General features: G+C 65.0%; 12 protein-coding genes. 5 read left to right on the forward strand and 7 right to left on the reverse strand.

All coding sequences use genetic code 11. The features are described 5' to 3' along the window. Nucleotides 1–344: 344 nt before the first annotated feature. The 3 genes from ilvA to queF are packed head-to-tail and all read left to right on the forward strand — an operon-like array spanning nt 345 to nt 3,615. A complete protein-coding gene (ilvA, locus tag OKW44_RS25110) occupies nt 345–1,868 on the forward strand; it encodes a threonine ammonia-lyase, biosynthetic (protein ID WP_018419390.1) in 1,524 nt (507 codons plus the stop codon). Nucleotides 1,869–1,891: 23 nt separating this feature from the next. Then, on the forward strand, nt 1,892–2,794 hold the full coding sequence (locus tag OKW44_RS25115; RefSeq protein ID WP_018419389.1) for a 5'-nucleotidase: 903 nt from the start codon (nt 1,892–1,894) through the stop codon (nt 2,792–2,794). Further along, on the forward strand, nt 2,791–3,615 hold the full coding sequence (gene queF, locus OKW44_RS25120) for an NADPH-dependent 7-cyano-7-deazaguanine reductase QueF (protein ID WP_018419388.1): 825 nt from the start codon (nt 2,791–2,793) through the stop codon (nt 3,613–3,615). Before OKW44_RS25115 ends, queF begins: the two co-directional genes overlap by 4 nt. 92 nt (nt 3,616–3,707) lie before the next feature. Here the strand turns inward: queF and OKW44_RS25125 are convergent, their stop codons facing one another. The 3 genes from OKW44_RS25125 to OKW44_RS25135 form a co-directional block, all read right to left on the reverse strand. After that, complete coding sequence (locus OKW44_RS25125) at nt 3,708–4,094, reverse strand: RidA family protein (protein ID WP_008923846.1); 387 nt, start codon at nt 4,092–4,094, stop codon at nt 3,708–3,710. A gap of 71 nt (nt 4,095–4,165) precedes the next feature. After that, nucleotides 4,166–5,647 carry an N-acyl-D-amino-acid deacylase family protein gene (locus OKW44_RS25130; protein ID WP_018419387.1) on the reverse strand — a complete coding sequence of 494 codons (1,482 nt, stop codon included), beginning with the start codon at nt 5,645–5,647 and terminating at the stop codon, nt 4,166–4,168. A 3-nt stretch (nt 5,648–5,650) separates the two neighbouring features. Further along, the gene (locus OKW44_RS25135; RefSeq protein WP_018419386.1) at nt 5,651–6,541 is read right to left on the reverse strand and encodes a MurR/RpiR family transcriptional regulator; all 891 of its coding nucleotides are present in this window, start codon (nt 6,539–6,541) and stop codon (nt 5,651–5,653) included. A 153-nt stretch (nt 6,542–6,694) separates the two neighbouring features. Between OKW44_RS25135 and OKW44_RS25140 the strand changes: the two genes are divergently transcribed. Further along, complete coding sequence (locus tag OKW44_RS25140) at nt 6,695–7,972, forward strand: amino acid deaminase (RefSeq protein WP_018419385.1); 1,278 nt, start codon at nt 6,695–6,697, stop codon at nt 7,970–7,972. Between the two features lie 104 nt (nt 7,973–8,076). Here the strand turns inward: OKW44_RS25140 and OKW44_RS25145 are convergent, their stop codons facing one another. Both OKW44_RS25145 and OKW44_RS25150 read right to left on the reverse strand, forming a co-directional pair. Next, a complete protein-coding gene (locus OKW44_RS25145; RefSeq protein WP_018419384.1) occupies nt 8,077–8,577 on the reverse strand; it encodes a MarR family winged helix-turn-helix transcriptional regulator in 501 nt (166 codons plus the stop codon). A 30-nt stretch (nt 8,578–8,607) separates the two neighbouring features. After that, nucleotides 8,608–10,203 carry an MDR family MFS transporter gene (locus OKW44_RS25150; RefSeq protein WP_026225595.1) on the reverse strand — a complete coding sequence of 532 codons (1,596 nt, stop codon included), beginning with the start codon at nt 10,201–10,203 and terminating at the stop codon, nt 8,608–8,610. Between the two features lie 138 nt (nt 10,204–10,341). Here OKW44_RS25150 and OKW44_RS25155 point away from each other — a divergent pair, with 138 nt between their 5' ends. Next, nucleotides 10,342–11,181 carry an EcsC family protein gene (locus OKW44_RS25155; protein ID WP_018419382.1) on the forward strand — a complete coding sequence of 280 codons (840 nt, stop codon included), beginning with the start codon at nt 10,342–10,344 and terminating at the stop codon, nt 11,179–11,181. Here the strand turns inward: OKW44_RS25155 and OKW44_RS25160 are convergent. Together OKW44_RS25160 and OKW44_RS25165 are read right to left on the reverse strand one after the other, a co-directional pair. Beyond that, complete coding sequence (locus OKW44_RS25160; protein WP_018419381.1) at nt 11,148–12,116, reverse strand: alpha/beta hydrolase; 969 nt, start codon at nt 12,114–12,116, stop codon at nt 11,148–11,150. The genes OKW44_RS25155 and OKW44_RS25160 overlap by 34 nt on opposite strands. 132 nt (nt 12,117–12,248) lie before the next feature. After that, nucleotides 12,249–12,683 (reverse strand): CHRD domain-containing protein, encoded by a 435-nt coding sequence (locus tag OKW44_RS25165; protein WP_026225594.1) that lies wholly within the window; start codon nt 12,681–12,683, stop codon nt 12,249–12,251. Between the last annotated feature and the right edge of the window lie 19 nt (nt 12,684–12,702).

A 12,702-nucleotide genomic window follows, 5' to 3' on the forward strand; every position in this document is an offset into this window, starting at 1 on the left:
GCGGAACGGGCATTAAATGGGCGATCCGAGGCTGCCAGTGCATCTTCCGATCCTTATTCCAAAATGGAATTCTACCGCATCATCCTGCCACGCGTTGCCGGCGGGAATCGGGGCGGCGGCGGGGGTTCGGGGGATTTGGCGGTGAGTTTGGCGCTATTTCGCACGCCGTCTCATTGGCCGACCGGACGGCTTGGCAAACTTCGATCATGCAGTTCACAAACGTTCACAAAAGGCCGGGCTAGGGGCGTGCCACCCTTCCCCGGCGCGCGCGGAACGGCCGGAGCGGGCACCGTTGGCGCTATCATTGACGTTTTCCCGTCTTAACAGCGCACCGCGCCACCCGCATGGCTTCCCACGACTACCTGAAAAAGACCCTGACCGCGCGCGTCTACGATGTGGCGCGCGAGACCGAACTCGAACGCGCGCCGAACCTGTCGGCGCGGCTGCGCAACCCGGTCTATCTGAAGCGCGAGGACAATCAGCCGGTGTTCTCGTTCAAGCTGCGCGGCGCATACAACAAGATGGCGCATATTCCGGCCGAGGCGCTCAGTCGCGGCGTGATCACCGCGTCGGCGGGCAATCACGCGCAGGGCGTGGCGTTGTCGGCGGCACGCATGGGCGTGAAGGCGATCATTGTTGTGCCGGTGACGACGCCGCAGCTCAAGGTCGACGCGATCCGCACGCACGGCGGGCCGACCGTCGAGGTCGTGCAGTTCGGTGAGTCGTATAGCGACGCCTATGGTCACGCGGTCAAGCTGCAGCAAGAGCGCGGCCTGACTTTCGTGCATCCGTTTGATGATCCCTACGTGATCGCCGGCCAGGGCACCGTCGCGATGGAAATCCTCAGCCAGCACCAGGGCCCGATTCACGCGATCTTCGTGCCGATCGGCGGCGGCGGTCTCGCGGCCGGTGTCGCTGCATACGTGAAATCGGTGCGCCCCGAGATCAAGGTGATCGGCGTGCAGACCGATGATTCGTGCGCGATGGCCGCGTCGTTGCAGGCGGGCGAGCGCGTGACGCTGAACGAAGTGGGCCTGTTCTCCGACGGCACCGCGGTGAAGCTCGTCGGCGAAGAGACCTTCCGTCTGTGCCGCGAATATCTCGACGAAGTGCTGCTGGTGAACACCGATGCGCTGTGCGCCGCGATCAAGGACGTGTTCCAGGACACGCGCAGCGTGCTCGAACCGGCGGGCTCGCTCGCGGTGGCCGGCGCCAAGCAGTATGCCGAACGGGAAGGCATCGAGAACCAGACGCTGATCGCGATCACGTCGGGCGCGAACATGAACTTCGACCGCATGCGCTTCGTCGCCGAACGCGCGGAAGTAGGCGAAGCGCGCGAAGCGGTCTTCGCGGTGACGATCCCCGAAGAGCGCGGCAGCTTCAGGCGCTTCTGCGAGCTGCTCGGCACGCGCAGCGTCACCGAGTTCAACTACCGGATCGCCGACGCGAACTCGGCGCATATTTTCGTCGGCGTGCAGATCCGCAATCGCAGCGAATCGGCGCAGATCGCCGGCGCCTTCGAAGCGCACGGTTTTGCCACCGTCGACCTGACCTTCGACGAACTGTCGAAGCAGCACATCCGCTACATGGTCGGCGGCCGCTCGCCGCTCGCGCGCGACGAACGACTGTTTCGCTTCGAGTTTCCCGAGCGTCCGGGCGCGCTGATGAGATTCCTGTCGTCGATGGCGCCGAACTGGAACATCAGCCTGTTCCATTACCGCAACCAGGGCGCGGACTACAGCTCGATTCTGGTCGGCATTCAGGTGCCCGGGAGCGACCATGTGGCGTTCGAGCGCTTCATCGAAACGCTCGGCTATCCGTGCTGGGAAGAGACGAAAAATCCCGTCTACCGTCTCTTCCTCGCCTGATCTCTTCGGACCGGAACGCAACGATGGCGCTTTCGCTCGTCGACAAACTGGTGGTCGCAATCTCGTCGCGCGCGCTGTTCGACTTCGAGGAGGAGAACCGTGTCTACGAGGCCGGCGACCTGAAGGCTTACGAAGCGTTGCAGCGCGAGCGTCTGAACGTGCCCGCGAAACCGGGCGTCGCGTTTCCGCTGATTCGCAAGCTGCTTGCGCTGAACGCCGGCGGTCATCGCGTCGAAGTGGTGATCCTGTCGCGCAGCGATCCGATCAGCGGTCTGCGCGCGTTTCATTCCTGCCGCGAACACGGGCTCGCGATCGAGCGCGGCGTGTTCACGCGCGGCCGAGCGCCGTTCGGTTATCTGAAGCCGCTGAACGCTTCGCTGTTTTTGTCGGCGAATCAGCAGGACGTGCGCGATGCGCTCGCCGCTGGCTTCCCAGCCGCACGCGTGTTGCCGGAATCGGCGAAAATGGCGAGCAAGTACCCGGACGAAATCCGCATTGCGTTCGACGGCGACGCGGTCTTGTTTTCCGACGAAGCGGAACGCATCTTCCAGCAAGACGGCCTGCGCGCGTTCGTCGGTCACGAGATCGACAACAAGCATCTGCCGCTCGCGGACGGTCCGCTCAAGCCGCTGCTCGAAGCACTGCACCGGTTGCAAAAACTCGCGGACGCGGCCGCGCCGATGCGCATTCGCACGGCGCTGGTGACGGCGCGTTCGGCGCCCGCGCATGAGCGAGCGATCCGCACCCTGATGGCATGGAACATCGAAATCGACGAAGCGATGTTCCTCGGCGGCCTCGACAAAAGCGCATTCCTGCGCGAGTTCGAGCCCGACTTTTTCTTCGACGACCAGATCGGCCACTGCGAATCGGCCCGCGTCGTAACGGCGACAGGGCACGTGCTGAGTGGCATCGTGAACGCATCATGACACCCGAACAATCCCCGCTCGGCAAGTCCTCGACTTACACCGAACAATACGATCCGACGCTGCTGTTTCCGATTGCGCGCAGCCATGCGCGCGAGGCGATCGGCATTACCGCGCGACTGCCGTTTTTCGGCACCGACATCTGGAACGCCTACGAGCTGTCGTGGCTGAACGCGCGCGGCAAGCCGCAGATCGCGGTCGCGACGTTCTTCGTGCCGGCCGACTCGCCGAACATCGTCGAGTCGAAATCGTTCAAGCTGTATCTGGGCTCGTTCGCGCAGACAGCGTTCGCCTCGGCCGAGAGCGTACGCGACACGATCAGGCGCGACGTGTCCGCGTCGTGCGGCGCGACCGTGTCGGTACATCTGAGCACACCGCATGAATTCGGCAAGCTGAAAATGGAAGAATTCGACGGCCTGTCGCTCGACCGGCTGGAACTCGAGGCGAGCGTCTATCAGCCGGACGCGTCACTTTTGAGCGCGGCGCACGACGAAGCGCCGGTCGAGGAAACGCTGTTCTCGAACCTGCTGAAGTCGAACTGCCCGGTGACCGGTCAGCCGGACTGGGGCAGCGTGCAGATCCACTACACAGGCCCGCAGATCGATCACGCGGGCCTCTTGCGATACATCATCTCGTACCGCAATCACACCGGGTTTCATGAGCAATGCGTCGAGCGAATCTTCGTCGACATCATGAAGATGTGCAAACCGCTGAAGCTCGCCGTCTATGCGCGCTACACGCGTCGCGGCGGGCTCGACATCAACCCGTTCCGCACCAACTACAACCTGCCGATGCCGGACAACATGCGGCTCGCGCGGCAGTAATTCCAAGAAAAAAAACAGCGGTAAACGCGACGAGGGCACCGCAGGCCATTACGACCTGCGGCGCCCTCGTCACATGAAAGCCATCAAAGCGATCAGGCCGCCGGCTTCTTATAAGCGACGCAATCCACCTCGACCTTGCAGTCGATCACCATCGACGACACCACGCACGCCCGCGCCGGCGGATTCTCGCCAAAATACTCGCGAAACACCTTGTTGAACGACGCGAAGTCGCGCGGATCGTCGAGCCACACGCCGCAACGCACGACGTGCTCGGCGCCATAGCCCGCTTCCTTCAGAATCGCGAACACGTTCTGGATCGCCTTGTGCGATTGCTCGACGATGCCGCCGTTGATCACTTCGCCGTTTTCCATCGGCGTCTGGCCCGACACGAACAGCCAGCCGTCCGCCTCGACCGCGCGCGCGAACGGCATCACCTGACCGCCCGTTCCCTTTCCGCCTTCCACGCCATATCGCTTCATCGTCACACTCCTTAAAAAGTCGGGCACGCGCGGCGCCCTCGCCGCGCGTGCCGCCATCAATCGATAAAAAATCAGAACGCGCCCTGCGCATCGCCCTTCGACGGCGCGCCGCGCGTGACGAACCGGCCAGCCCGCTCGCCCGTCACCGCGCCATCGCGATACGACAGCACGCCGTTGACCCACACCGCGTCGATGCCGGCAGCGGGCTGCTGGGGCTTGTCGAACGTCGCCACGTCATGCACTTTCGCCGGATCGAACAGCACGAGGTCGGCGTGATAGCCGATATGCACTTCACCGCGTTGCGCGAGTCCGAAGCGGCGCGCGGACAGGCTCGTCATCTTGCGCACCGCTTCCTCGAGCGGCAGCAAAGCGGCATCGCGCGCATAGTGACCGAGCACGCGCGGAAACGCGCCCCACAGTCGCGGATGCGGCAGCGGGTCGTTCGGCAGGCCGTCGGAACCGACCATCGTAGCCGGATGCGACAGGATGCGCCGCACGTCGTCTTCGGACATGTTGTGATAGACCGCGCCGGCCGGTTGCAGGCGCTTGCCCGCCTCCTGCTGCGAGACGCCCCATTCGGCCGCGACTTCCTTGATCAGCTTGCCCGCCATTTCCGGATGCGGCTCGGACCACGTGATCGTGATGTCGATGTCGCCTGTCACCTGCTTCAGATCGAGCGTCGACGAGCTGCGGTTGTACGGATAGCAGTCGCAACCGACCGGCTGCCCGCCGCGCGCGCCTTCGAGCGACTTCAGCACTTCGACGCTGCGCCCCCAGTTCGACGGCCCCGCGCACTTCAGATGCGAGATCACGACCGGCACACGCGCATGACGACCGACGCGGTAGGCCTCGTCCATCGCCTCGAGAATCGCGTCGAACTCGGTGCGCATATGGGTCGTGTATAGCGCGCCCGCGGCCGCGAGCGGCTCGGCGAGCGCCATCACTTCCTCGGTCGGTGCGGCGAACGCCGAACCGTATGCGAGCCCCGAGCTGAGACCGAGCGCGCCGTGCGCGAGCGCTTCCTCGAGCTGCGCGCACATGCGCTCGATTTCCTCGGCAGTCGCCGCGCGATCGAGCCGGTCCATCTGGTTATTACGCAACGCCGTGTGGCCGATCAGCGCGCCGACGTTCACCGCCGGCCGCGCGGCGTTCACCGCGTTCACATAGTCGGCGAAGGTCGGGTACTGGAACGCGTCGCGCTCGCCGAGCAGGTTCATCGGATCGGGCGGATCGCCCTTCAGCGATACCGGCGACGCGCTGATCCCGCAATTGCCGACGATCACCGTCGTCACGCCCTGGGTGATCTTGGGCAGCATCTGCGGCGAGCGGATCACATGCGTGTCGTCGTGCGTGTGTACGTCGATGAAGCCCGGCGCGAGCGCGCGCCCGTCGGCCTCGATCACCTCTTCGGCGAGCCAGTTCGACAGATTGCCGATCGCGGCGATGCGCCCGTCGCGGATCGCCACGTCGCGCTCGACGGGCGGCGCGCCCGTGCCGTCGTACAGTTGCGCGCCGACGATCAGCGTGTCGGCGGCTTCGGGATGCGAATGCATGGATCAATCTCCTAACGGTTGTCGATCGCCGCCGCCGCGGTGCGCGTCGAGCGCGTGCTTCATGCGGCGCAGCAATTCGCGGCTTTCGTCGCCCTGACTGACGGCAAGTTCGGTGACGAGCACATCGAGCGCCATCATCATCGCGTAACGGGACGACGACGGCTTGTAAATGAAATCGGTTTCGAACGCTACGATCGGGATCAGCCAGTTGGCGAGCTTCGCCAGCGGCGACGCGGGCGCAGTCAGCGCGACCACCGTCGCACCGTAGCTGCGCGCGATCTTGCAGTTCTCGACCATCTCGGGCACGCGCCCCGTGGTGGACAGCGCGATCACGACGCACTCGCGCGACACCGTGCTAGCCACCATGCGCTGCAACAGCCCGTCCTGATAGGTTGCGACCGGGCGGCCGAGGCGCACGAGCCTGAAACGCATTTCGTCAGCGAGCGCGGTCGAGCCGCCGCCCATGCCGAACACGTAGATCATGCGCGCATTGCGCAGCGCGGCCGCCGCTTCGGCGAGCGGCGCCTGGCGCAGCAGTTGATGATTGTGCGCGAGCGCCGTTTGCAGCTCGTCGAAGACCCGCGTGGCGATCGGCTCGGGTGCGTCGCTCGCGGTGTCGCGCTCGAGAAACCGCTGACCGACCGCGGCCGCCTGCGCGAGCCGCAGCTTGAGTTCGCGCACGTCGCGGCAGCCGACCGCCTTCGCGAAGCGCGTGACGGTCGCGATGCTGACCTCGGCCTGCTGTGCCAGCGCGCCGATGCTCGCGCGCGACGCGCCGGTCAGATCGTCGAGGATCAGCGCGGCGACCTTGCGTTCGGCCGAGCGCAACTCTGGCGCGCACTCGGCAATGCGCGCGACGATGTCGAAAGCGAGCGGTTCGGCGCTACGGTTCATGGCAGGCGGTGGGGTTCGCGGCACGGCTTTCGCGGCCCTCCGGGGGCCTTCGAAACCCATGGTACTAAATAACATTCTTTCAGACATCGTACTTTCGATAACATGGTAAAGTCAAATCTGACTCAATTTACCCGGACGATGGAGCACGGAGACATGAAAGTTACAAACTATCAGGGCGCGACGATTGATCCTTATAGCAAGGGCTTGGGCATGGTTCCGGGCACGAGCGTCCAGTTGAAGGACGCCGCGCGCCTCGAGTGGAACCTGCTCGCCGAGGACGTCAGCCTGCCGGCTGCCGTACTGTACGAGGATCGCGTCGAGCACAACCTGAAGTGGATGCAAGCGTTCGTTGCCGAATACGGGGTCAAGCTCGCGCCGCACGGCAAGACCACGATGGCGCCGCAACTGTTTCGCCGTCAGCTCGAAACCGGTGCGTGGGGCATCACGCTCGCCACCGCTCATCAGGTGCGCGCGGCGTACCACGGCGGCGTCTCGCGCATCCTGATGGCGAATCAGCTGGTGGGCCGTCACAACATGATGATGATCGCCGAATTACTCAGCGATCCGGATTTCGAATTCTTCTGCCTCGTCGATTCGGCTGAAGGCGTCGAGCAACTCGGCGAATTCTTCACCTCGGTGAAGAAGTCGCTGCAGGTGCTGCTCGAACTCGGCGTGCCGGGCGGACGCACCGGCGTGCGCGACGAAGCGCAGCGCAACGCGGTGCTGGACGCGATCGCGCGCTATCCGGACGTGCTGAAGCTTGCGGGGGTCGAACTGTACGAAGGCGTGCTGAAGGAAGAACCCGAGGTGCGTGCGTTCCTGCGAGGCGCGGTCGCGGTCACGCGCGAGCTCGTCGAGCAAGGGCGTTTCGCGCGCTCGCCCGCTGTGCTATCGGGCGCGGGATCGGCGTGGTACGACGTGGTCGCCGAAGAGTTCGCGCAGGCGACGCAAACCGGCAAGGTCGAGGTCGTGCTGCGCCCGGGCTGCTATCTGACGCACGACGTCGGCATCTATCGCAAGGCGCAGACCGACATTTTCAAGCGCAATCCGGTCGCGAAGAAAATGGGCGAAGGCTTGCTGCCGGCGCTGCAATTGTGGGCGTACGTGCAGTCGATTCCCGAGCCGGATCGCGCGATCATCGGCCTCGGCAAACGCGACTCCGCGTTCGACGCAGGCATGCCGGAGCCGGCGCGCCACTATCGCCCGGGCCAGCAAGCGCCGCGCGACATCGCCGCGAGCGAAGGCTGGGAAATCTTCGGTCTGATGGACCAGCACGCGTATCTGCGGATTCCCGCCGGCGCCGATCTCAAAGTGGGCGACATGATCGCGTTCGACATCTCGCATCCGTGCCTGACGTTCGACAAGTGGAAGCAGGTGCTGGTCGTCGATCCGCAGTATCGCGTGAAGGAAGTGATCGAGACGTTCTTCTGATCGGACCACGCCGCGCTGACTGAAGCGCGATCTGTTCCGCTAAAGAAAAAGGCTGTGCGCCCTTGGGCTCACAGCCTTTTTTATCGCCACGCGCGAAGTAGCGATCACATGCGTTGCGCCGCCTCGTCGCCAGCGGTATCCTGCGGTGCGGCGGCCACGGTCGCGACGCTGGCGTTGGCCGTCACCTCGCCGATGCGCGTCTCCAACATTTTCAGCGCGCCCGACAATGCCGCGAGCGCCTCATCCGGCAACCCGGCCATCGTGTCGTGCAAGAACGCATTGCGACGCGGCAGGCTCGCTTCGGTCGCGGCGTTGCCCGCTTCGGTCAGGCGCACGTTGGTCACGCGGTTATCGCGCGTATCCATGCTGCGCGCGATCCAGCCCAACCCTTCGAGCGCCTTCAGCTGTCGCGTGAGCGCGCCAGGATCGACGCGCAACCGCTCGACGAGCCGCTTCTGCGACGACTCGCCGGCCTGCTCGCGCAGCGCGAGCAGAATGCGCCAGCGTGGCAACGGATGCCCCACCTGGGCCTCGAATGCCGACATGAACGCCCGATACGTGCGACCAAATTGCTGCATGACTGCAACGCGGTCCTGTTCTTCCATAATCTGCCCGTCCAACACCAAGTCCAAAAATCAATCTGCGTGAATCACCGGCTCGAGCTTGCGCTGCAGCTTGACCCGCGGAACGCGGCGGGTTTGCCACACCGACACGACGGCGATCACCGCGGCCATCGCGAGACCCAGATGAATCGCCCCGACCAGCGACTCGCGCGCGCTTTCGAGCAGCATCGCGCCGTTGTGGCCCGCGTGCGTCAACTGATTGACGAGCGTGGTCTGCGCATCGCGGTTGATCAGAATCTGCGGATCGCCGAGATCGGCGAACCAGTGCGACGCGCCCGCGCCTTCGAGCGCATTGCGCACACCGCTCTTGTACATGTGGGTCACGAGCGTGCCGGTCAGCGCCGTGCCGATCATGCCACCGATCATCCGCAGCGACTGCAGCAGCGCGGTCGCGATGCCGAGGTGTTCGCGGCCCGCGGTCTGCTGCGCGAAGATCGTCAGGTTCGGCATCACGAAGCCGAGCCCGAGGCCCCCGACGACCATGAACGACATCAGCACCCATTGCTGCATCGAACGGGTCGCGACGACGATGCCAAGGCATGACAACGCGACCATCGCAAAGCCGATGTACAGCATCAGGTTCGGATTCTTCACCCGCGACACGACGCGCCCGTTCGCGATACTGCCGATCGTGATGAACACGACGAGCGGCGTGATCACGAGGCCGGCCTCTTTCGGCGACATGCCGAAGCCGCCCTGGAACAGCAGCGGTGCGTAGAACAGCAGCGAGAACATCGTGAAGCCGCCGAGCACGGCCAGCGTGAACAGCGCGGCCAGACTGCGGTTGCGGAACATGTCGACGGGCAGGATCGCGGTCGGGCAGCGCTTTTCCCATTTCCACAGCGAGATGGCCGACGCGACGGCGAGCCCGAGCAGCGCGAACGCGCTCAGCGTGATGCCGTGCTTCGGCAGCAATTCGACGGACAGCTGCAGTGAGCCAAGCGCGATCGCGATCAGCAGCGCGCCGGGCCAGTCGAGCCGCATTTTGCCGGTATGTTCGACGTGTCGCAGATGCGGCAGGAAACGCCAGACGAAAAACAGCGACAGCAGCCCGACCGGCAAATTCACATAGAACACCGAGCGCCAGCCGTAGTACTGCGTGAGAAAACCGCCGAGCGACGGGCCGACCGCATTGGCGATCCCGAACGCCGAGCTCATCAGCACCTGCCAGCGCAGCCGCACGACGGAATCGGGGAACAGATCGGGAATGCATGCGAACGCGGTGCCGACGAGCATGCCGCCGCCAATGCCCTGCAACCCGCGCGCGAGCACGAGAAACAGCATGTTGTTGGCCGCGCCGCACAGCACCGAGGCGCCGGTAAACACGACGATCGAGGCAATCACGAATGGCTTGCGCCCGTAATAATCGCCGAGCCGCCCGAAAATCGGTACGGTGATCACCGAGGTCAGCAGATACGAGGTTGCGACCCATGCGTACAACTCGAAGCCTCGGAGTTCGGACACGATCGTGGGCAGCGCGGTGCCGACCACGGTCTGGTCGAGCGCGACCAGCATCGTGACGAATGAGATGCCGAGCATGGCCAGCAGGGATTCGCGGAACGGTAAGACTTGCCCACTCGAATGGTGGGCGGCGGTATGGACAGCCATTTTTGATGGAGCAAAAGTTGACGTGTCAAAAGATTGGGCATCATACCACGGTGCGACGCTCCAACCGGGACGGAACGCGTCTTGCAACGCGGTAGACTGACCTTGAAGTATCCAGGACACAACATGCCAGGGAGACCCATGCAGCCGAGTTCGCTCGCAGCACCATCCTTATCGGAGCAGGATCTCGCCGCGCTGCGGCGCGCGAAACACCAACTCGAAAGCCCCGCGCTCACGATGAAGCTCGCGAGCGTCGTCGGCGCGCCGATCGAGAAGCTGCTGTCGCGCATTCCGGCGTTCGCCAACCAAAAAGTGTCCGATGCGACGCAGGCCGCGTTGCGCAAATGTCTGTCGATCGCGCTACGCACGCTCGGCCGGCGCGACGACGCCAAGCTTCTCGCGCCCGACAAGCCGAACAACCTGCTGCACAAGTTCGCGGTCGCGACCACCGGCGCGGCCGGCGGCGCGTTTGGATTGGTCGCGCTGCCGGTCGAGCTGCCGGTCACGACTACGCTGATGTTCCGCTCGATCTGCGACATCGCGCGCAGCGAGGGCGAGGACCTAAGCTCGGTCGACACGCAGCTGCAATGCCTGACCGTGCTCGGCATGGGCGGTACATCGAGTGAGGACGACGACGCCGACCTCGGCTACTTCTTCATGCGCGGTGCGCTAGCGCAGGCGGTGTCGAAGGCGTCGTCCGAGGTGGCCAGCAAGGGCTTTACTACCCACGGCTCGGCGGCGCTGCTGCGGCTGCTCAACGCAATCGCCGCACGCTTTTCGGTGCAGGTCAGCGAACAGATCGCTGCCAAATCGATTCCCGCGATCGGCGCGGTGCTCGGCGCGATGGTCAACACCGTGTTTATCGATCACTTCCAGCAGGTCGCGCATGGGCACTTCACCGTGCGGCGGCTCGAGCGGCAATACGGCCACCAAACGATCGAAGCCGTCTATCGGACGCTCGACGTCACGCTCGACGCCTGAGCCCTGTTCGCGGCGCGGCTCGTCGCGCGCCGGACGAACGCGGCCGCGCGATCGAGCGCGCGGTTCGCCTCCGGCATGAACGGCGCGAACATCGGCCACACGTGCGGCAGGTTTTTCCACACCTCGCATTCGCAATCGACTCCTGCCGCGCGTGCGTTGTCGGCGACGCGGCGCGCGTCGTCGAGCAGCACCTCGGTGCTGCCCGCCTGCAAGAACAGCGGCGGCAGACCGCGCAGGTCCGCGTAAACCGGCGACGCGTACGGATGCGTGGCCGGCGCGTCGCCGAGATAGACCTTGGCCGCGCGCCCGATCGAGGCGCCACAGAACATCGGATCGACGCTGTCGTTGGTGCGCAGGCTCGCGCCGGTCGTCGCCAGATCGGTCCACGGCGAGAACAGCAGGCCGCCAGCGGGCATCGGTGCGCCGGCGTCGCGCAGCGCGACCAGCGTGGCGAGCGCGAGGCCGCCGCCGGCCGAGTCGCCGGCGACCACGATCGAGCTCGGTGCGATGCCCATCGCGAGCAGTTGTCGATAGGCGGCGGTGGCGTCGTCGAGCGCGGCCGGAAAGCGATGCTCGGGCGCGAGGCGGTAGTCGAGGGAGAAGAGCCGCGCGTCGGCGCGGGTAGCGAGAGCGAACGTTAGCGACCGATGCGTGCGCGGCGAGCAGAAGTAGTAGCCTCCGCCGTGGCAATACAGGACCGTCGGCTCCGCGCCGCCGGCCGTGCCGCCGTCCACGCGTTCCAGCCATTCGCCGACGAGCGGCGCGTCGCCCGCGCCATACGTTTCGCGAAGATGCCAGCCGCGCGGCACGCGTGGCGACCACACGCGCTTCGAGGTCAGCGCGCGCGCCCTTTCGACGTTGATAGACGGTTTGAGGGTTTCGGGCCGGAACTGCCTGCGCAAATACCAGCAAGCGAGCGCGCTTTGCCAACTCATCGGGACATGCTCCTTCGTTGAAGTCCCGTCATGGTACGGGCAGTGGCGGGGACGCCGTCGGTTGGCGGGTTCTAACGGTGTGAAGCTGCTTGTGGCCGCGGCACGCACGCTCGGCCCACGCGAGGCCCACGCCTAGTTCGCCGGCAACACCTGCCCGCGAATTTCGCCCGTCGGATTCTGCGCGGTATGAACATTGAAGTACCACTGCCCCGCCATCAGATCCGTGACCTGCTGCTCGGTCAGCTTCGCCGTGCCTTTGATCGGACTCGCGAGGCCATTCTTCTCGATCGGCACCTGGACCTTCCCGTTCTGGCCAACCGGCGCGGGACCGTGGAAATGCGCGGCGGTGACCGGACTGCTCAAGCCTTCGTAAGTAACAGTCCACTGCAGCGATTGGGTGGACGTGTCGAAGGTCGCATTCAGCACGCCGTGCCCGTGACTCACGCGCGGCGGCACTTCGCTCGACGGCTGGAGATTCGCCTTCAGCGCGACCGTATCCGCGAACGCAGCGCCCGACGCAAGCGCCCACACCACCAGGGCCAGATTCAATTTTCGCAGCGAAATCATGGTCTTCTCCGGACATTGA

The organism is Paraburkholderia lebeckiae, assembly GCF_050436325.1.
GTDB lineage: Bacteria > Pseudomonadota > Gammaproteobacteria > Burkholderiales > Burkholderiaceae > Paraburkholderia > Paraburkholderia tuberum.